The 20,748-nt window shown below is 56.4% G+C and carries 13 protein-coding genes; all 13 read left to right on the forward strand.

Features of this window, described 5'->3' with window-relative positions; genetic code table 11:
* Nucleotides 1–62 precede the first annotated feature (62 nt).
* The 13 genes from WJU22_RS13235 to WJU22_RS13295 all read left to right on the forward strand — a co-directional run bounded on the left by WJU22_RS13235 (nucleotide 63) and on the right by WJU22_RS13295 (nucleotide 20,709).
* Nucleotides 63–3,212 carry a SusC/RagA family TonB-linked outer membrane protein gene (locus tag WJU22_RS13235; RefSeq protein WP_341843708.1) on the forward strand — a complete coding sequence of 1,050 codons (3,150 nt, stop codon included), beginning with the start codon at nucleotides 63–65 and terminating at the stop codon, nucleotides 3,210–3,212.
* A 20-nt stretch (nucleotides 3,213–3,232) separates the two neighbouring features.
* Nucleotides 3,233–4,780, forward strand: coding sequence for a SusD/RagB family nutrient-binding outer membrane lipoprotein (locus WJU22_RS13240; RefSeq protein WP_341843709.1), 1,548 nt, complete (start codon nucleotides 3,233–3,235; stop codon nucleotides 4,778–4,780).
* A gap of 44 nt (nucleotides 4,781–4,824) precedes the next feature.
* On the forward strand, nucleotides 4,825–7,095 hold the full coding sequence (locus tag WJU22_RS13245) for a glycoside hydrolase family 20 protein (protein WP_341843710.1): 2,271 nt from the start codon (nucleotides 4,825–4,827) through the stop codon (nucleotides 7,093–7,095).
* A 9-nt stretch (nucleotides 7,096–7,104) separates the two neighbouring features.
* Nucleotides 7,105–8,412, forward strand: a complete 1,308-nt coding sequence (locus WJU22_RS13250; RefSeq protein WP_341843776.1) for a gluconate:H+ symporter — start codon at nucleotides 7,105–7,107, stop codon at nucleotides 8,410–8,412.
* A 14-nt stretch (nucleotides 8,413–8,426) separates the two neighbouring features.
* A complete protein-coding gene (locus WJU22_RS13255; RefSeq protein ID WP_341843711.1) occupies nucleotides 8,427–8,900 on the forward strand; it encodes a RidA family protein in 474 nt (157 codons plus the stop codon).
* Nucleotides 8,901–8,949: 49 nt separating this feature from the next.
* A complete protein-coding gene (locus WJU22_RS13260) occupies nucleotides 8,950–9,972 on the forward strand; it encodes a sugar kinase (protein WP_341843712.1) in 1,023 nt (340 codons plus the stop codon).
* A gap of 74 nt (nucleotides 9,973–10,046) precedes the next feature.
* Nucleotides 10,047–10,859: a hypothetical protein gene (locus tag WJU22_RS13265; RefSeq protein WP_341843713.1), complete on the forward strand. Its 813-nt coding sequence runs from the start codon at nucleotides 10,047–10,049 to the stop codon at nucleotides 10,857–10,859.
* A gap of 337 nt (nucleotides 10,860–11,196) precedes the next feature.
* Entirely contained in the window at nucleotides 11,197–11,835 is a 639-nt protein-coding gene (locus WJU22_RS13270) for an RNA polymerase sigma factor (protein ID WP_341843714.1), read from the forward strand.
* Nucleotides 11,836–11,853: 18 nt separating this feature from the next.
* A complete protein-coding gene (locus WJU22_RS13275) occupies nucleotides 11,854–13,059 on the forward strand; it encodes a FecR family protein (RefSeq protein WP_341843715.1) in 1,206 nt (401 codons plus the stop codon).
* A gap of 316 nt (nucleotides 13,060–13,375) precedes the next feature.
* Nucleotides 13,376–16,792 (forward strand): SusC/RagA family TonB-linked outer membrane protein, encoded by a 3,417-nt coding sequence (locus WJU22_RS13280; protein ID WP_341843716.1) that lies wholly within the window; start codon nucleotides 13,376–13,378, stop codon nucleotides 16,790–16,792.
* 39 nt (nucleotides 16,793–16,831) lie between these two features.
* Nucleotides 16,832–18,322, forward strand: a complete 1,491-nt coding sequence (locus tag WJU22_RS13285) for a RagB/SusD family nutrient uptake outer membrane protein (RefSeq protein ID WP_341843717.1) — start codon at nucleotides 16,832–16,834, stop codon at nucleotides 18,320–18,322.
* Between the two features lie 42 nt (nucleotides 18,323–18,364).
* Nucleotides 18,365–19,087, forward strand: coding sequence for a DUF4843 domain-containing protein (locus WJU22_RS13290; RefSeq protein WP_341843718.1), 723 nt, complete (start codon nucleotides 18,365–18,367; stop codon nucleotides 19,085–19,087).
* Between the two features lie 23 nt (nucleotides 19,088–19,110).
* Entirely contained in the window at nucleotides 19,111–20,709 is a 1,599-nt protein-coding gene (locus tag WJU22_RS13295) for a PKD-like family lipoprotein (protein ID WP_341843719.1), read from the forward strand.
* Nucleotides 20,710–20,748 lie beyond the last annotated feature (39 nt).

Genomic DNA, 20,748 nt, shown 5'->3' on the forward strand with positions numbered 1-20,748 from the left:
AGTGCGTATTTTTAGTCAAGATTTTTGCATTATCCGACTTATTTATCAACCAAACCACCGAGATGAAAAAATTCCAACTGGCCGCTATTCCACGACTGCTCGTTTTACTGTGCAGTTTGCTCCTGTGCCTGGATAGCTTCGCCCAATCCCTCAAAATTTCCGGTACGGTAACGGGTGCCGATGGACAAAAAATCCCCGGCGCCAGCGTCTCCCTCGCCAGCGCACGCGGCACCGGCACCGTAACCGACGCCAACGGCCATTACTCCCTGTCCGTTCCCGCTTCCAATACGCCCGTCACCCTCGTGGTATCGTTCATCGGCTACGACCCCGTCACCCTCACCCTTCAACCCGGCCAAACCTCCGCCAACATCACCCTCGCCGAAAGCACCCGCGCTCTCAACGAAGTAGTAGTTACCGCCCTCGGCATCAAAAAAGCCCGTAAAGCCGTTACCTACTCCGTTTCCGAAGTCAAAGGCGCAGACCTCACCCAGGCCCGCGAGATCAATATGGTAGAAGGGCTCACAGGCAAAGTAGCCGGCGTTTCCGTTTCCGGCCTCGCCGCCGGCCCCGGCAGCTCCAGCCGCGTCATCATCCGCGGCAACGGCTCCTTCGGCAACAACCAGCCGTTATACGTGATCAACGGCATGCCTATGGATAACTCCACGTCCAACGTGCCCTCGTCAGACAATGCCTCCATCGGCCTCAACGCCGACCGTGGCGATGGCATCGGCGGCATCAACCCAGACGATATCGAGACCATCTCCATCCTCAAAGGCGCCACGGCTTCCGCACTCTACGGCAGCCGCGCCGCAAACGGGGTTGTCATCATCACCACCAAAAAAGGCCTCAAACAAAAAGGCATCGGCCTGGAATACAATTCCACCCTCACGCTGGAAACACCGGCCATCGTGCCCGACTGGCAATACGAATACGGCCAGGGCATCCGCACCGCCAAGCCCACCACCAAAAACGAAGCCATCAACTCCGGCCGCCTTTCCTGGGGCCCGAAACTCGATGGCTCCGATGTTATGCAGTTCGATGGCGTTGCCCGTCCGTACGTTGCGCAAAAAGACAATATCAAAAACTTCTATCGCACCGGCTCCACCTTCACCAACACCGTGGCCGTGAACGGTGGTAGCGAGCTCGGCACTTACCGCCTCTCGATGTCGGACATGAACAATAAAGGCCTGCTGCCGAATGCGGAACTGAATAAGAAGATATTCAGTCTTGCCGTAGTGGCCAATCTCCACAAACGCCTCACCGTAGAAGGTTACGCGCAATACAACAAGGAAAAAGCGAAAGGCCGCTCCAACGTGGCCGACGCCACGGGCAACCCGAACTGGGGCGTGTATATGCTCGCCAATTCCGTGGACGTGCGCAGCCTCGCACCGGGGTACGACCTTACCACCGGTAACGAAACGCAGTGGAACCCGTCCGGCTTCGCCACCAACCCTTATTTCGCCATCAACAAATTCATCAATAACGACGACCGCGACCGTTTCCTCGGCAACCTCAACGTCAAGTTCAATATCCTCGACAATCTGTTCGTCCGCGGCCGCGTTACGCACGACTTCACCAACATCAACTGGCTGGGCGTGGTGCCTTCCGGAACGGCCTACGAGCCGCGCGGGTACTACCAGGAGCAAACGAACGGCATCACCGAAACCAACGCCGAACTGACGCTGAACTACCAGGGCCGTTTCGGCCGCGATTTCACGGTGGATGTGCTGGCCGGTGGCAACCGCCAGCGTTACCGCTCGCAGAATAAAGTGCTGCTGGGCAACTATTTCGCGGAGCCCGGGTTTTATGACCCCTCCAACGTGAAAAGCCTCACCACCACCAACGTACTGAGCCGCTCGGCGGTAAATTCCCTCTTCGCTTCGGCGGATTTCGGTTACCGCGATATGTTGTTCCTGACGGTGACCGGCCGCAACGACTGGTTCTCGACCCTCGATCCGGCGAACAACAACATTTTCTATCCCTCCATCGGCGGTAGCTTCATCCTCAGCGAAGCCGCCAACCTCCCGAAATCCATCACTTTCGCCAAGCTCCGCGCTTCCTGGGCGCAGGTAGGCGGTGGCGCGCCGCAGCCTTACGCGCTGAACCAGACGTACCACGTGGTGCCCGGCGGCGGCCATTTCGAGCAGCCGTTGCAGACGCCTTCGCAAGTGAACGGCGCCGGCGGCGGAACGCTCACTGCGCCGAACAAATCGCTTCGCCCGTACACCAACACCACACTGGAAGCGGGTTTCGAAGCACGTTTCCTCAATAACCGTTTATCGGCCGACTTTGCCGTGTACGATCGCCGCACGAAAGACGATATCGTGAACATCACCATTTCTCAATCATCCGGCTACAACTTTACCAATATCAACATCGGCGAAATGAGCAACAAGGGCGTGGAATTGCTGTTGAGCGGCATTCCCGTTCAGAAACAGCATTTCAGCTGGGAAGTGTCGCTGAACGCGGCGTACAACAAAAATGAAGTGGTGCGCCTGGCAGATGGTATTAATTCCATCGAGATCGGCCGCGCGGTAAATGGTTACGCAACCATCTCCGCCGTGGTGGGCAAGCCCTTCAGTATGATCAACGCAACGAAGGTCCTCCGGAACGCGCAGGGGCAAGCCAAATACACGGCCAACGGCTGGGAAATGGCCACTGTGGCGCCGGAGCAGATCGGCACCGGTGTGGCGCCCTGGAACGGCGGTATCAACAACAACTTCAAATACAGGAACTGGAACCTCGGATTTCTGGTGGACGGGCGTTTCGGTGGATATGTGTACTCGGGCACCAACCTATACGGCACCCGCTTCGGCCTCACCAAAATTACGCTGCCCGGCCGCGACGGTGGATTAACTGTGACCGGCGTGAACGACAAGGGCGAGCCCTTCAGCAAAACGCTTCAACCCAGCGAAATGCAGGGCTATTACGATAACTGGAAAGCACAGTCGGAACGGTTCGTGTACAAATCGGACTTTATCAAACTGCGGCAGGTGATTCTGGGGTACAAATTGCCGGTAGACAGGATCGGAGCGGTGAAATTCCAGTCGGCTTCCCTGTCGTTCGTAGCGCGGAACCTCTTCATCCTCCACAAGAAAACCCCGAACGTAGACCCCGAGTCTACTTTCAACAACTCCAACGCACAGGGTTTCGAGATGTTCGGCGTGCCCCGCACCCGGAGCTTCGGCCTCAACCTGATGGTTAAATTGTAACAACGCTTAAAAGAACGATCATGCAACGCATTACCAAATATACTTTCGCGCTTTTGCTCGGCGCTTCCGTGGGGCTCGCTTCGTGCGACAAAGGTTTCGAGGAAATGAACACCAATCCCAACGCCTCCACCAAACCGAACGTCGATTACCTGTTCTCGCAAAGCATTTTGCAGGGGAATTACGTGTACGACCGGGTGTACTTCTATACTTCTTACCTCACCTGCGGCGCGTTCGTGCAGCATTTCGCCTTCGGGAAAGAGGTGACGCTGGCCGGCAGCGGTGATAAATACGGGCAGGTAGACAGCTACCAGGGCCAGTATTTCCGCTTTGCCTATACGAATGTGCTCACTACGCTGGGGGAGCTCATACGCACAGCGGATGCCAATCCCGACCTCGTCAATAAATCCGCTTCCGCCCGCATCTGGCGCGTGCTCATCCAGCAAAGGATCACCGACCTGTACGGCGATGTACCGTATTCCGAAGCGGGGAAAGCGGCGACAGACCGGGTATACCAACCGAAATACGATGCGCAGTCGGCCGTGTACGACGGTATGCTCCGCGAGCTGGAATCCGCCATCGGCGCGTTCAACGACGGAAAGGTGAAATTCGGCGCGGCAGATTTCGTGTATAAGGGCGATGTCGCCAAATGGAAGAAACTGGGTTATTCGCTCATGCTGCGCATGGCCATGCGGATGACGAAAGTTGCGCCAGACAAGGCCCGCGAGTGGGCGCAGAAGGCCATTGCGGGAGGGATCATCATGCAGGAAGGGGATCAGGCGGTGGTTTTGTATGGCAGCGGATCGCAGAATTATAACGTGAACCCGGTGGTATTCGAGATCGTGGGGCAGGATATCAAGCCAAGTTCCAAAGGGGCGGATAATACCGAGAACGGCAAGTTCAGCAAGACTTTCATCGATTTCCTCAAGGCTAAGAACGATCCGCGCCTGCCGGTGATCTCGGTGGTGTGGAAAGACGGGAAACCCGATACATCCGCCGCCATTCAGCGCGGGATGCCGAACGGGACGGAAGGCCGGCCGGATGATTTCGTGACCTATTCAGAACCCAATCCCGCCACCGTACTGCAAAACTCTGCGCCGCTGATCGTGGTGTCTGCCGCGGAAATGCGGTTCCTGCTGACGGAAGCGATCCTCCGCACCTGGGCTACCGGGAACGCAGCGCAAACATATAAGGAAGGGATCGAGATCGCAATGCGCAACTGGGCATTGTTCGGTGAAGGAGGACGGATCGCTCCGGACAAGATCAACGCCTATACAACAGCGAACGCCCTGAACATGGCCAGCCCCTTCAATGATCAGATGAACCAGGTCCACAGCCAATTCTGGATCGCATCGCTGTTCGACGAGCAGGAAGCGTACGCCAACTGGCGGAGAACGGGCTTCCCCGTGCTGGTGCCGGTGAATGCGAAAGATAATATGACGAACGGTACCATCCCGCGGAGGTTGCCTTACAGCAGGACCGAGCAGGGCAGCAACCGTTCCAATTACGACGCCGCCCTGGCGCGCCAGGGAGCCGATTTACTGACAACCCGCATCTGGTGGGATAAATAATGCCGATGCGGACATTTATCCTGACTATTGTTTTACTAGCGGCCATGCCAACAACGAGGGCTCAACGGGCCGGTGCTTCCCCACACGGAGTGCCGGCCCCGCGGGCTTCCGCGGCGAATATTGCCGGAAAGGCAGTGGTGTTTGATGCGACCGTTGCGGCAGTAAGCCATTTTCAAAACGCCGGAGATGCGGCGCTGCAGCGCAACGCTCCTTTGCACCCTGCACTGATCCCTGCGCCGGTGGCGTATCGTGCGCTGAAGGGTTCATTGATATTGAAAGGAGATCCCGGCATAGTGGCGCCTCCCGAACTTACTCCGGCCATTCACCTGCTGGCGGAATACTGGAAAATGAATCCCGGGGCAGGCAGCCACATCGTTTTCCGGATCGATACGCATGTGGTGAAACAGCCCGAAGGCTACCGCATGCATATCCGTCCCGATCAGGCTGTCGTTTCCGTGCGCGACGCAGACGGTGCATTCCGCGCCGTACAAACCCTGCGCCAGCTGGCGCGTACCTCCGACGGAACAATTCAGTTGCCTGCCTGCGACATCGAAGACGCGCCCCGGTTCCACTACCGCGGCATGCACCTCGACGTGAGCCGTCATTTCTTTTCGGTGGATTTCGTGAAGGGGTTCATCGACAGTCTTGCGCTGTACAAATTCAATACTTTCCACTGGCACCTGACAGACGATCAGGGCTGGCGGATCGAAATAAAAAAGTATCCCCGCCTGCAATCGGAAGCCGCCTGGCGGAACGAAACGCTGATCGGGCATAAGAAGGAACTGCCCCATCGCTTTGACGGCAAACGGTATGGTGGTTTTTATACGCAGGAAGAAGTTCGCCAGGTGGTTGCCTACGCCGCTTCGCGGGGGATTGAAGTGATCCCCGAGATCGAGATGCCAGGGCATGCGCAGGCCGCGCTCACGGCCTATCCGCAGCTGGGCTGCACCGGCGGGCCGTATCAAACCGCTACCTTCTGGGGCGTGTTCGACGATGTTTTCTGTGCGGGGAAAGACAGTACATTCCTTTTTCTGGAAGATGTGCTCGAAGAAGTATTGCCGCTTTTTCCTTCGCAATACATCCATATCGGCGGCGACGAATGCCCCAAAACACGCTGGAACGCTTGTCCCGCCTGTAAAAAACGCATGGCCGACGAAAACCTCCCGGATGCAGATGCCCTGCAAAGCTACTTCGTCCGCCGGATCGGTAAATGGCTGAATGCCCGTGGCCGCAAGCTCATCGGTTGGGACGAAATCCTCGAAGGCGGCCTGGCGCCCGGCGCTACGGTCATGAGCTGGCGCGGGATTGAAGGGGCTACGGCCGCCGCATCCCAGGGCCATCGCGTCATCATGACACCCGAAGATGAATTGTATTTCGATCATTATACATCTTTATACGACGATGAGCCCGTAGCCGCAGGCGGCTACACGCCGCTGAAGGAAGTCTATGCCTGGGAGCCTCCCATGCCCGCGCTCATCGCCGGCGTGCAGGGGCAACTCTGGAGCGAGTACCTGCCAACGGAAAACCAAGCCCTGTACATGCTGTACCCCCGGATGCTGGCGCTCGCTGAAACAGCCTGGAGCCCCGTTTCCGGTAAGTCCTGGACAAATTTCCTGGCGCGCCTGCAGCGGAAAGATCCGGCTTTGGTCCCCGATGAAATTGTCATGCATACGCAGACGCCGCATCCCGGCACCATCCGCGTTTCGCTGGAAGGCATCGGGAAGATCGCATGGCGCCTCGATGGCGGGCCGGTAAAAATATATTCCGCTCCGTTCGATGTCCGGAAATCGGCCGTGCTGGAAGCCTGGCGCGCAGAAAACCCCTCCGGCCGGAAGCTCCGCCGGGAATTGACGGTACATCTTGGAACGGGAGCGCAGATCCGGCTTCATCAACTTCCCAATACGAAATATAACGCCGCCGCACAAACGCTCGTGTACGGCGTGGCAGGAACGCACCGTTACAACGACGGGCAGTGGCTGGGTTTCTCCGCCCGCGACCTCGATGCGGTGGTAGACCTTGGCGCAAAAAAATGGATCCGGCGGGTGGGGGTAAACATCCTGAACTATCACTGGCAAAGGATGTGGGAGCCCGCCGTTTTTCAAGTCCTCATATCCACCGATGGTAAAAATTTCACGCAAATCGCGGAAACGGACAGCTTTCCCGTCAATGGCATCAACGCCATCCGGCTGCCCGTTGCCCCGGTGGAAGCGCGTTTCGTGAAATTCATCGCAAGGCATAAAGGCGTCATCCCGCCGGGCGAATACGGTGCCGGCGGCAACGGCATGTTGCTGGCCGACGAATTGATGATCGAATAAAACCCAATGATGGCTTTTGTGATCGTTGCAATCTGCATTGTTATACTGGTGATTTTGCTGACCTGGGGAAAGATGAACGCTTTCCTCGCATTCCTTCTCGTGTCCATGATCGGCGGCGCATGGCTGGGCCTCCCGCTGCCGAGGATCCCCGGGGCTTTGCAGAAAGGCATCGGCGATACGGTGGGCGGCCTGCTGTCTATCCTCGCGCTGGGCGCCATGCTGGGCAAGCTGGTGGCCGAAAGTGGCGCCGCGCGGCAGATCGCGCAGGTGCTGGTCGGGTTCTTCGGCCCAAAGCATGTGCAATGGGCCTTGATGGTAGCGGGTTTCATCATAGGGATCCCGCTGTATTACGGTGTGGGGTTCGTGCTCATGGTACCCCTCATCTTCTCCGTCATTTACCGTTATAAACTGCCTGCCGTGGCCACGGGGCTCCCGGCGCTGGCGGCACTTTCCGTCACCCACGGCTTCCTTCCGCCGCATCCCTCGCCGGTGGCGCTGGTGGGCGCGTTTGGCGCGGATATGGGGAAAACGCTTTTGTACGGCCTCGCCGTTGCCATTCCGGCCATCGTCGTCGCCGGGCCTTTGTTCGCGGTTTTCCTCCGCCGCATCCCCGCCGGTGAATCCGCCCTTTTCCGCGCAACGGGAACGGAATCCGCCGATGCGCCCATGCCCGGTAAGGCCGCCAGCTTCCTCACCGCGCTGCTGCCCGTTTTGCTGCTGATGGCCGGTGCGGCGGCACAGCACTTTTTTCCCGGCGTATCGTGGCTGCAATTCGCCGCAGACCCGGCAATTGTGATGCTGTTTTGTATCTTCACCGCCACGGTAACGCTGGGCACCATGCAGGGCCGCGATATGGCGGCCATCATGCGCATCTGCGGCGACGCCGTCAAAGACATCGCCCCGGTATTGCTCGTGATCGCCGGGTCGGGCGCTTTGAAACAGGTGTTGACGGAAACCGGCGTCAGCGAAAGGATCGCGGGCACCATGCAGTTGTGGCCCGTACCGCCATTGGTTCTCGGCTGGATGATGGCCGCCATCATCCGCGCCTGCGTAGGTTCTGCCACCATCGCCGGGCTCACGGCCGCCGGCATGCTGGCGCCGCTGGTGAAAGCCGGGCTGGTAGAGCCGAACCTCATGGTACTGTCTGTTGGCGCGGGAAGCCTCATGTTCTCGCATGTCAACGACGCGGGTTTCTGGATGTTCCGGGAATATTTTTCCCTCAGTATCAAAAGCACGCTGCTGTCGTGGTCCGTCATGGAAACACTGGTAGGTGTGGCTGGCCTGGCGGGCGTATTGATATTAAATTCGATCTTATAAAAACAGGATATCTTATGAATTACAATGCAGAAGAGCAGTTTGAGAAAACCGGGTTGGTATTGCCGCCGGCTCCCGCGCCGCTGGGCGTTTACAAGCCTTGCCTGGTAGACGGGAAGTACCTTTATCTTTCCGGCCACGGGCCCGTGCAGAACGACAAATCCCTCATCATCGGCCGCATCGGCAAAGACATGGACATGGAAGCCGGTAAGCTCGCCGCGCGGCAGGTGGGCCTTACCATGCTGTCGACCATCGTGACCCATCTCGGCAGCCTCAACCGGGTGAAACGGGTGATCAAGGTGTTAGGGATGGTGAACTGTACGCCGGAATTTGAACGGCATCCGTATGTGATCAACGGCTGCAGCGAGCTGTTCGCGGCGGTGTGGGGCACAGAAAACGGCATCGGGGTCCGCAGTGCCGTGGGGTTCGGATCATTGCCCGATAATATTCCCGTAGAAATCGAGGCGCTGTTCGAATTGCATGATGATTGAAAGCCTTGATTACCGGGAAAAAAATTACATTGCCGGAAAATCACCGGGTATGAATCCTGCTCTTGCCACTTTCGGGGAATTATTGCTGCGGCTGCACAGTGGCGGCGACAGTCGTTTCCTGCATACCTCCGGGTATATTCCGTACTACGCCGGCGCGGAAGCGAACCTGTGCGTATTGCTGGCAAGGCTGGGCATTCCCGCGCAGTATGTAACGCGGGTGCCGGATAACGATCTTGCGTTGGCCGGCATCGCGCAGTTGCGCGGGCATGGGGTAGGGGTGGAAAAAGTATTGTACGGCGGACGGAAACTTGGATTGTATTTCTCTGAAACGGGCAACCACATCCGGCCCGTCCAGGTGATATACGACCGCGCCGGCAGCGCGTTTTCCGAATTGCAACCGGGAATGGTGGATTGGGAAAGCTTTTTGAAGGATCAAACCCATTTTCACTGGACGGGCATTTCGCCCGCGCTTTCCGCCACTGTTGCGGATGTCTGTGCAGAAGCGATAGACATTGCGCGCAGCCGGGATCTCGTCATTTCCGCCGATCTCAACTATCGCTCGCGCCTCTGGCAATACGGTAAACATCCGAACGAAGTGATGCCCGCATTATTAAAACATTGCCACATCGCCATCGCCGATCTCGATGCCTGTAATGTGTATTTCGGCATGACGACAGACCCCTCGCTGCCCTGGACCCGCCGTTTCGAGATAGCGGCGCAGGAACTACAAGCCCGCTTCATGCCTGAAACGCATACGCTGGCCATGAGTTTCCGCGTGCCGGAAAACGACCGCCTGCATTACACCGCCGCGCTCATGAGCGGCGGCAAAGCGTATTTCAGCCGGTTGAAGATCGCCCTTCCGCAGGTGAAGGAAAGCATCGGGACGGGAGACGCCTTCGCCGGAGGGCTCCTCTATGGTACCATGACCGGCCTGTCGCCCCAGGAAACCATCGATTTCGCTACCGCCTGCGGTGTGCTGAAACAAAGCGTTCCAGGCGATTGGCCCCTGTTCTCCAAATCCGAAATCGAAGCCATGGTGGCGCAGGGGATCAATACACGGATTTCGCGGTAGCAATGTCAGACCAATAACCAATATCAGGCAATACATCCTTTATTACTGGCCTGTTGAAAAAAATGTGAATGGAAATGAAGTATCTGTTGTCGCTACTGTTATTATGCCCGTTTAAATGGGGTTTCTCCCAAAGTACCGGAAAAACGAAACTATATCTCATCGGTACCGTCCATCAATCTTCTGCCATTTTAAATCCCCAAATGCTGTTCGCGATTTTAGACAGCATCCGGCCCGATATTTTGTTGCAGGAAAACGATAGCGAGCAAATTGCCACTTATTTCGACGACATAAGCCCCAATTCCAATGAGCAGAATGCTTCGTTGATGTACCTGAAGAAGTATCCCGGAACGTTGAACCTGCCATTCGAATTTGAAGGAAGGAATCAGTATAGGAAAAATAACGGGATGACGCCCACCGATCAGCTGACCATTCAATTGATGGACAGTTTATATCAAAGAAAGGCGCTGAGCAAGGCCAATATGGAAATTTACAGGCGGTACATCACGGCGAATAAAATCTTGTTCGAATTTGCCAAAAGCGATATCAAAACCATGAACGGCCTGGCTTTTGAAAAGGAGAACAGGCAGCGTCAATATATCCAGCATCATGAACTTCCTGCAATCGTTCATTCGGAAGGAATTTTCGCCCAACGTCTTGTGACGAAGCCCGACGGCGGGAGGATTTCATACCGCGATGGCTATCAGCTTTGGTGTAATTTCTGGGATTTGAGAAACAATACCATGGCGATAAATATCATCAGGAAAGCGAATGAGCATAAAGGAAAAACCATTGTTGTCCTGACGGGCGTGCAGCATAAATATTACCTCAGGGAATTGCTTGCGAGATACCAGGATGGCAACTATGAGCTGATTGAATATTTTAAGTGAACCTTCCCGTATTACTTACAATGCAACCCCAACTCGCGTAACTGCTTCAAATGCCATCCCTGTTCAAAAATCGGGAAGTGTCGGGAAGGTGCATTGCCTGTCGGCTTAACGGCGTTCAGCGGAAAATACGGGCACACGCCGTTGGTGGATGTTAATGCGCCCGGCGTTGAATCATTGCAACCATTTTGATGTATTCCGATGCTTTTTTTGCATGTGTTGCTGCGCTACATTAATTAATCCTGGCGGGCCCATATCAAAATAATATTATCGCGGAAACCATCACTTTTTTTACTTTAGTTTGCATCTCCGCTGATAATGTCAACCAATGTAGCCAGCTATGCCTGTAAGCCAGAATTATGATGAGAATGCGTTGCTGCAATTAATTGCAGACGGCGATGAGCGTGCATTTGGCGTGTTGTTCTCCCATTATTATCCCCGGTTGTTTCCGCTGGTCCACCGCTTTTCCCTCACCGATACCGACGTGCAGGAAGCTTTGCAGGAAACCTTCATCCAGGTGTGGCTGCACCGCGACCGCCTCCCGGAAATCGCGAACCTGCAGGGCTGGCTGCTCCGGATCGCATCGCGCCGCTGCCGGGAATTGCTCCGGAAGCACCTGTTACAGGAGCGCACCATTGCAAACGCCGCACTGGTAGCCGAAGAGGAGGTGGCGGATACACCGTCGCACCACATGCAGGGCGGGGAATTGCGGCGGCTCGTACAGGAAACGCTGGACGGCATGCCGGAGCAGCGCCGGAAAATTTACATCATGAGCAGGGAACTGGGCCTGAAGCCGGCGGAAATCGCGCAACAGCTTTCCCTATCCGTCAGCACCGTGAAAAACACCCTCGTTGCCGCATTGAAACAAATGCGCTCCCGCCTGGAGGAATCCGGATACATCGTTTGCTCCGTATCCGTCTGCTGCAAAATTTTTCTTTTTACGATAGTACGTTCTTCATCGGCGATGCACTTCATTTAGGTCAAGCTACCTAAAACCATGAATTTCGATCGCTTTCAATACCTGCTGGAACAGTACAGAGACCAACAGCTGACGCCCGCGGAGCGCGAAGAGCTGCTGGCGTTGACCGTGGAAACGGACGATGCCGGATGGGACGCGCTTTTCGCACAGCTCGCCGCCGGCCAGGCGCCCGCACATTTCGACGGGCCGTACCTCGACCGGGAGCTGAGCCGTGTGTTGCGGGTCGACAAGCCCGCGCCGGCGGTACGATCCGTAAAGCATGTTCACCTTTGGAAATGGATGGCCGCGGCTGGTGTGCTGTTGCTGCTGGCGTTCGGCAGCTATCGTTTATGGCATCGGGGCCAGTCGGGTACCGGAATTACCGCCCTTCCCGTTTCTGCGGCGCAGATCGCTCCGGGGCGCGAGGGGGCGGTGCTGACGCTGGCGGATGGCCGGCAGGTGGTGCTGGACAGCTTGCAGAACGGTACCATCGCCAGCCAGCAGGGTACGCAGGTGGTCCTCAACAACGGCCAGCTGGTGTACGACGCCCACGCGTCTTCCGCCGCTTCCATCAATCGCATCTCCACGCCCAACGGCCGCCAATACCAGGTGATCCTGCCAGACGGCACGAAAGTATGGCTGAACGCGGCCAGCACGCTCAAATACCCCACCGCTTTCACGGGAAGCGAACGGCTGGTGGAGCTTTCCGGCGAAGCCTATTTTGAAGTGACCAGCCAGCCTGCGGGCCCGAACGGGAAAATGCCTTTCATCGTCAAAACGTCCCAACAGCAAATACGTGTTACCGGCACCAGCTTTAATGTGAATGCTTACCAGAACGAGCCTTCCGTCAAAACTACTTTGCTGGAAGGCAAAGTACATGTAGATGGCCTGCCGGCTGCGGCGGGGAATGCCGGTGGGGTAGACCTGCATCCCGGAGAACAGGCGGCCACAACCGGTGCTGATGGCCCAAGGGTGGCCAGCAACGCGGATCTGGCGAAGGTGATGGCCTGGAAGAACGGGGCTTTCAATTTCGAGGGGCTCCGGCTCGACGAGGCGATGCGGCAGCTGGAACGGTGGTACGATATCACGGTAACGTATGACGGCGGCATGCCGGATATCCGGTTTTTCGGTGAGGTAGACCGCAACGTGAACCTCGGCGACCTGCTGGAAATGCTGGCAGGGGCAGGGCTTTCCTACCGGTTCGAGCCGGGCGGACAACTTGTAATTCTCAACAAAACCAAATAAATCATAGTGCCTGACCGCCCGCAGTTAGGGCCTGCGCGGCGCATCCGGCTTACAGACAGACATGAAAAAACCGTCACGGTTAGGGCCGGTGACGGTGGATGATTCCAGTTCGTGCTAAACGGATTTGACCAACCACATTTATCAAAACCAAAATCAGTTGCAAGGTATGCAAAAAAATGCCAATTGGTGCGGGGATTCCATTGCCGCACTGCCAGACAGGCCAACCGCTGAACCGGCAAGGCAGCGGGCTCCTTCTGCCGTAAATGACGGCCGCACAGGGCCAATTCGTTTTACAAAGACAACTTTCTGGATCGCGATGAAATTAACAGTGTTCCTATTAACGGCCGCCTTCCTGACCGTACAGGCGGAGCCCGGCAACGCGCAAAACGTGACCCTTTCCGGCCGCGACATGCCGTTGAAGCAGGTGTTTGCCGCCATTAAAGAACAAACCGGGTACCATGTATTCGGCAACTCGGCATTGCTTCGTTCCGGCAAACCCGTTTCACTCACGGTAAAATCCCTGCCACTCAGCGAATTCCTCCACGAAATTTCGAAAGGGCAGGCTTTCACCTGCGAAGTGCGGAGCAAAACCATCACACTGATCGCCAAACCCGTTGCGGCCGTTGCGCCAGACGCGGTGGCGGCAGACACGTCTAAGCCCGCCGCCACGGTAACGGGCAGGGTAGTGGATGAAAAGGGAGCGCCCGTAGCCGGCACCACCATTGCCGTGAAAGGGGCCCGGCAAGCGGCTATCTCCGACGAAAAAGGGACATTCACCCTGCAAGGCATCCACGCCGGCACCACCATCTATTTCACCAACATCGGATTCAAGCCGAAAGCGGTCACCGTTTCGGACGTAACGAAAAGACTGGACGTGGTCCTCGAAAGGAGCGTGGCCAGCCTGAACGAAGTAGTCGTGAACACCGGTATCGTTAGCCGCAAGATCAGCAGCTTCACCGGCGCGGCCACCACGCTTACCAAAGAAGACCTCCTGAAGGTTAGTAACAAGAACGTGGTGCAAAGCCTCAAAGTCCTGGAGCCTTCGCTGATGATCTTCGACAACCTCGAGCTCGGCTCCGATCCCAATAAGCTCCCGGAAATGATGCTGCGCGGCAACTCCTCGTTTCCGCAGGGCGAACTGTCTGACCTGAAAGGGGACTACGCCAACAGCCCCAACCGGCCCCTGTTCATCCTCGACGGCTTCGAAGTGAGCCTCACCAAAATCGTTGACCTCGACATGAACCGGGTAGAATCCATCACCATCCTCAAAGACGCGTCCGCCAAAGCCATCTACGGCGCCAAAGCGGCCAACGGCGTGGTGGTGATCGAAACGAAGAAGAACACCGGCAACAAGGCCATCGTTTCCTACAACGGCAGCATCGATATCGAAACGCCCGACCTGTCCAGCTACAGCCTCACCAATGCAGCGGAAAAGCTGGAGGCGGAAAGGATCTACGGGATGTATTCCCAGATATCGGACTATGCGCCCAATTATCAAACCCAGCTCCAGCTCGACCAACAATACAACCAGCGCCTGCAGGCGGTTCTTTCCGGTGTCAATACCGACTGGATGTCTAAGCCCCTGCGCAACGGCTTCGGCCAGAAACACGGCATTACCGTGGAGCTGGGCGAAAGGGACCTGAAGCTGATCGCGGACTTTTCCTACAACCGCATCGCCGGGGTGATGAAGGGCTCGTCGAGGAATATCCTGGGCACTTCGGCCGCCATGTCTTACCGCTACAAAAACGTGCTGTTCCGCAACATCCTCAGCTTTACGGACGCCCGCAGCAACGATTCCCCCTTCGGCACCTTCAACGACTACGTGAAGATGAACCCGTACTGGACGCCCTACGATGAGTTCGGCAACCTGAAACAGAACGCCGAAACGGGCCTGGTGCCCTACGTGGGCAGCACTTCCGTAGCGCGCCTCTTCTTTCCCAACCCGCTCTACAACTCCACGCTGAACACCAAACTGAGCAGCGACTATACCGAGTTTACCGATAACTTTTACACGGAAATCACCGTGGCCAGGGGCCTGAAAGCCTTGCTGCGCGGTAGCTTCACCAGCACCAAGAACCAGGCCGACGAGTTTTACCCCGCCAACCACCTGAAATTCCAGAATTTCACGGGCGACGATTTCTTCCGCAAAGGCTCCTACAAAAGGAACGAAGGCGCGCAGCTGCGATATACGGCGGATTTCAACATCAATTACAACAAGGCTTTGGGCGACAGGCACCTGATCTTCGTGAACGCCGGTGCCAACATCGGGCAACGCAGCTTCGAGGAAGTAGCCTACAATGCGGAGGGCTTCCCGAACGACCGGATGAACGATATCCTTTTTGCGGCGCAATACGCCAAATACCAGAACCGGCCCACGGGGCAGGAGGGCACCACGCGCGACCTGGGGCTGCTGTCGATCGTGAGCTACTCTTACGATGAGCGGTTTTTCGTGGACGCGTCTTTCCGGGCCAGCGCCTCTTCCCAGTTCGGTGCCAACCATCGCTGGGGGCCGTTTTGGAGCACCGGCGTGGGCTGGAATATCCATAATGAAGAATGGATCAGCAGGATGCGGGTGTTTGACCGGCTGAAGATCCGCGCTTCCGTGGGCTCCACCGGTTCGCAGAACTTCAGTTCGTACCAGTCGATCGCTACCTACGCCTATTTCCTCGACAAGATTTACCAGGGATACCTGGGCGCCTACCTGAAGGGAATGGCCAATCCAGACCTCCGCTGGCAGCAGAAGATGGATTACAACGTGGGGATGGACTTTTCCGTGGCTAAACGCCTGACCGGCCGGATCGATTACTACCAGAGCATCACGCAAAATACCCTGCTCGATTTCACGCTGCCGCCGTCTACCGGTTTTTCCAGCGTGAAGGAAAACCTCGGGCGTATCCGGAACACAGGCCTGGAGGCGATGATCACGTATAACGTGTATTCCGATCCCCGCAACCGCTCGTTCTTCGCCGTTTCGGCGTCTGCCATCCACAACAAGAACGTCATCCTTTCGATCTCCAACGCGCTGGATGCCTACAACCAGCAGCAGGACAAGATCTCCGGCGACCGCTTCAACAACAGACCGGTGGTGAAATATTACGAAGGTGCTTCCATGGACGCGATCTGGGCGGTGCGCTCACTGGGCATCGACCCCGCCAACGGACAGGAAATCTACCTCAACCGCAACGGCGTGAGAACGTATACCTATTCCCCCAACGACCAGGTGGTAGTGGGCGACAAGATGCCCAACGTATCGGGGACCATCGGCCTCAACGGCGAGTACCGCGGGTTCGGCATCAATGCCTACTTCACTTTCCGCCAGGGTGGGCAGCTGTACAACCAGACGCTGGTAGACCGGGTGGAGAACGTGGATATGAGCTACAACGTAGACAAGCGCGTGCTCAACAGTACCTGGCACCAGCCGGGAGACGTGAAGCCCTTCAAGGCGCTGGGCTCCGTGGAAGTGCAGAACCCAGACGGCAGCTGGACGCGGAAGTTCATCCGCACGCAGCCCAGCAGCCGGTTCGTGATGGACAGGAACGAACTGTCGCTGGCGTCGCTGAGCCTGTCGTACGACTTCTACCGCTGGGCCTGGCTGAAAGATGCGGGGATCCAGCGTTTGCGGGCCGCATGCTATACCAACGACCTCTTCATCCTTTCCTCCATTCCGGTTGAGCGTGGCGTCAACTATCCGTTTTCGAGGAAGTTTTCCTTCAATCTTTCCGCTACGTTTTAGCAGCATGAAACATCATTATTTGAAAACGAACCAGTTGTCATGAAAAGACTTTCCATATTCATCATTGCCATTGTAAGCCTCAGCGCCTGCAAGAAATGGCTGAACATCACGCCCAAGTCCGAGATTTCCGCTACCGAGCTGTTCAAGTCGGAGCAGGGGTACAAGGATGCATTGATCGGTTCCTATCTGCTGATGACCAATTCCGGATCTTACGGGTTCGAAAGCACCCTGGGGCTCGTGGACGTACTGGGGCAGCAATACGCGATGCCGGGCACTACGCATCCTTACTATTATGCGTCGGCTTACCAGTACGATCATTTATCGGTAGTGCCGAAGAAAGACAACATCTGGGCAACGGGCTACCAGGCCATCGCCAATCTCAATAACATCATCAATACGATAGATGGCAACAAGGGCATGCTTCACCCGGCTAATTACGCGATGATAAAAGGGGAGGCACTGGGCCTGCGGGCATTCCTGCACTTCGACCTGTACCGCCTCTTTGGCGCGGGGAACCTGGTGAACGATCCGTCGGGGCTCGATTTGAAGGTGCTACCGTACGTGAGCCGTTACGCCAAGCAGATCACGGCGCCTGTTGCCGGCAGGGCTTTCCTCGATTCCGTGGCGGCCGATCTGGCTACCGCCGCATCGCTCATGGCGAAATACGATTCCATGAGCGTAGAGCTTAACGCCGATAACGGTGTGGAAATTCCGAACGCCGATCTGTTTTACAACAACCGGCGCATGCGCTTCAATTACTACGCAGTGAAGGCTACGCAGGCCCGGTTGAACCTCTGGCGCGGCAATTACGCGCTGGCGAAGGAAGCTGCGCAGGAAGTGGCCGATAAAGGCATGCGGTACCTCGTTTCCTTCAACGGCGGCAACATCAACGATCCCAACCCGGTAAACAAGGATTTTACTTTCAGCACCGAGCACGTGTTTTCTCTGAACGTGCAGAATATGTTCAACGTCATCAAGCCATACATCGACCAGTTCGGGCCAGACGGCATCAATGCCAATACCTCGAAGCTGGCGCACAGCGGAACGGTGGCCAACGAATTGTACGAGGTGAACACGAAGCCGGGTATGTCTTTGTCGGATTACCGGTACAAGGAGCTGTACAAGAAAGTGTCCAGCACGGAATTCCTGCTGCTGAAGTTTACCTACGTTACCCCTTCCGTGTTCAAGGACCGGATGCCCATCATCAAGCTGCCGGAAATGTTTTACATCCTGGCGGAATGTGCTAACGAGACGGGAGACATCGCCACTGCAGTGGATTACCTCAACAGAATGCGCATCAGCCGCGGTATTTCCAACCAGTACAATCTGCCGGCCAGCTTATCGAAGGAAGAAGTAACGGTGGAAATTCTGAAGGAATACCGGAAGGAATTCGTTTCCGAAGGACAGTTGTTTTATTACTACAAGCGGAGAGGAGAAGCCAATATCCCGGGCACCGCCAAGGCGATGAACAACTCCGTTTATATGCTGCCGCTGCCGCAGCGGGAAATCGAAATGGGTGGCGGCAACTGATCGCCCATGCGTCGAAGTCCTTAACCGCAAAAATGTATTACCATGAAAAAATTACTCGTCATCATATCAGGCACCTGCCTGCTGTTCGCCTGTAAGAAATCGCAGGTGGAAACCTATACGGATGAAGCCCCGGCGATTTATTTCACGCTGACGGATTATTCCTATTCCTTCATGAGCGATCTCGACTCCACTTCCCGGACGATTTTTCTGCCCGTGAAGCTTTCCGGCTCGCTGCACGATCAGGAGCGGAGCTTCTCCATGGAGGCGGTCTATGATACGAATACCACCGCAAAGCCGGAATGGTATGAGATCAAGCCGGGATATCTCCCCGGGAACAGCGTCAACGGCGTAGTGCCGATCGTGCTGAAACGAAATGCCACCGTGGATACGTCTTTGGTGAAGCTCCGGCTGAAGCTCAAGCCCGGCAGCGCCCTCGATACCATGTCCAACGCCTCCGTGCAGGTGGTTTGGACGGGCATGATCATCCAGCCTGTGAACTGGCGCTGGCTTCGCTACTATTTCGGGACGCCGTTTTCTACCGGTTGGTACAAGTTCATCGTCAACGCCACCGGCCGGTCTACTTTCCCGTACGACGGTACCCTGTCCAGGACCGATCCCGTTACCTGGTGGATGACCGCCGGGCAGATTCAGGCGTACGCCCTGCAGGTGAAAGAAGCCCTGCAGGCTTACAACGCCGCCAATCCCGGAAGCCCGCTCCGCCACGACGATGGCCAGTATAAGGGGGAACTGGTGTCTATGCCCTGATTTTTCAACCTAACATCATTATCGTGAAAAAATCCATCTACTATATATTGATCGCAATGGCGGCAGTTGCCGTTTCCTGCGTCAAAGACAAATCTACTTTCAACCTTACGAAAGTGTCGCCCATCGTCATAGACACTACCGGGCTGCCGGCGTCTTACATCGTGTTCCAGTTCGATACGCTGCGCGTGGCGCCGGGCATTCAGCTGGAAGGGAAAGACCCCGCCGGCCTGCGTTACCAGTGGACGATGAACGCCTTCGGCGGATATGAGCGCGTGGTGGGAAATGAGCAGCAGCTCAACGCCCGCATCACCGAAAACCCCGTTACCACGGCCTACGCCCTCATCCTGCGGGTGACCGATACCGCCACCAACCTGAAAGCCTTCTTTTCCTGGAACATCAACGTGGTGTCTCCCTTCGGCGAAGGCCTGATCGTGGCCGATACCAAAGACGGCGTCAATAGCGACGTAAGCCTGGTGATGGCGTATAACTTCACGTCTGCGTTTCTGACAGACAGCGCCACCGCCCGTACGTTCCTCCACGCATACAGCAAGGCGAACGGAGACCAGCCGGTGCCCGGCCTGGTGAAGCAGCTGAACTATATGCGCTACAATACCATGAAAGACATCACGCTGCTGACCGACCAATCGTTCATCCGCATGAACCCCAATTCTTACCAGGCAACCGTGAAAGATAATGCGCTGTTCCTGCTGCCGCCCGCTACCATCAAGCCAGACGGGATCCAGACGGCTATCGTCAGGAATCAGCACCAATACCTCATCAACAACGGGAAAGGATATGGCCGGTACGGGAACAACGAGCAATTCGGCTATTCGTTCCTGGCGCCGGATGCGGCCGGGTATGTTACGCAACAGATCTGCGGGCTGCAGTCGCCGGCGTCTAACCTGCAAACCGGCGGCATATTGTACGACGAGAAGAATAACCGCTTTTTGATGCTGCCGAAGATGACGAGCATGAGCAACCCGCTCGTAGCGTTCAGGCCGGTAGATTATTCCGATCCCGCACCGGCGTTCGACCCGGGAACGATGGGGAATAAAACCTGCGTTGCCATGATGGAAGGTTACGACCAGCGGATCGTTGCCATCATGAAAGATCGTGGCAGCGACCGGTACTACGCCTGCCAGGTGAAGCTCACCGAGCCCATGACGGGCAAAATGGGCGTGGCGATGAACGATCTCGGCAACAATCCGGAGATCGCGGCGGCGAAGTTCTTCACCTGCTCCACCGCCGAACAGGTACTGTTTTACGCCACAGAAAGCAAAGTATACGCCACCACCACGGAAATCGGCAGTCCTGCCACCACCAACCTCCGGTACACCGTGCCCGCGGGGCACAAGATCACCGGCATGAAGATGTACGCCGGCGGAGGAAGGATGTATCTCCCGAACCCGAATGCCCCGGGCGACTGGCAACAAAAACAAACCGCCATGTCCGACAACAGGTTATTGGTGCTCAGTACCTACAACGAGGCTACGAAGGAAGGGAGGATCGTTACCATTCCGCTGGAACTGCTGGGCGTGGGCGGATTGGTCGCAGATCCGGCGTATATCAAGACCTATGGCGGTTTTGGCAGGATAACGGCTTTCAGTCCGCAGGCTTTATAACGCAATCATTTTCCATCATACAATAAAAAAATAAACATG

It is taken from the genome of Chitinophaga caseinilytica (assembly GCF_038396765.1).
In the GTDB taxonomy this organism is placed as follows: Bacteria; Bacteroidota; Bacteroidia; order Chitinophagales; family Chitinophagaceae; genus Chitinophaga; species Chitinophaga caseinilytica.

Excerpts from the sequence above, each read along its gene's own strand:
- WJU22_RS13245 (WP_341843710.1), top strand. The coding sequence starts at position 4,825 with ATGCCAACAACGAGGGCTCAACGGGCCGGTGCTTCCCCACACGGAGTG.
- WJU22_RS13250 (WP_341843776.1), top strand. The coding sequence starts at position 7,105 with ATGGCTTTTGTGATCGTTGCAATCTGCATTGTTATACTGGTGATTTTG.
- WJU22_RS13285 (WP_341843717.1), top strand. The coding sequence starts at position 16,832 with ATGAAAAGACTTTCCATATTCATCATTGCCATTGTAAGCCTCAGCGCC.
- WJU22_RS13255 (WP_341843711.1), top strand. The coding sequence starts at position 8,427 with ATGAATTACAATGCAGAAGAGCAGTTTGAGAAAACCGGGTTGGTATTG.
- WJU22_RS13260 (WP_341843712.1), top strand. The coding sequence starts at position 8,950 with ATGAATCCTGCTCTTGCCACTTTCGGGGAATTATTGCTGCGGCTGCAC.
- WJU22_RS13235 (WP_341843708.1), top strand. The coding sequence starts at position 63 with ATGAAAAAATTCCAACTGGCCGCTATTCCACGACTGCTCGTTTTACTG.
- WJU22_RS13275 (WP_341843715.1), top strand. The coding sequence starts at position 11,854 with ATGAATTTCGATCGCTTTCAATACCTGCTGGAACAGTACAGAGACCAA.
- WJU22_RS13270 (WP_341843714.1), top strand. The coding sequence starts at position 11,197 with ATGCCTGTAAGCCAGAATTATGATGAGAATGCGTTGCTGCAATTAATT.
- WJU22_RS13290 (WP_341843718.1), top strand. The coding sequence starts at position 18,365 with ATGAAAAAATTACTCGTCATCATATCAGGCACCTGCCTGCTGTTCGCC.
- WJU22_RS13240 (WP_341843709.1), top strand. The coding sequence starts at position 3,233 with ATGCAACGCATTACCAAATATACTTTCGCGCTTTTGCTCGGCGCTTCC.
- WJU22_RS13265 (WP_341843713.1), top strand. The coding sequence starts at position 10,047 with ATGAAGTATCTGTTGTCGCTACTGTTATTATGCCCGTTTAAATGGGGT.
- WJU22_RS13280 (WP_341843716.1), top strand. The coding sequence starts at position 13,376 with ATGAAATTAACAGTGTTCCTATTAACGGCCGCCTTCCTGACCGTACAG.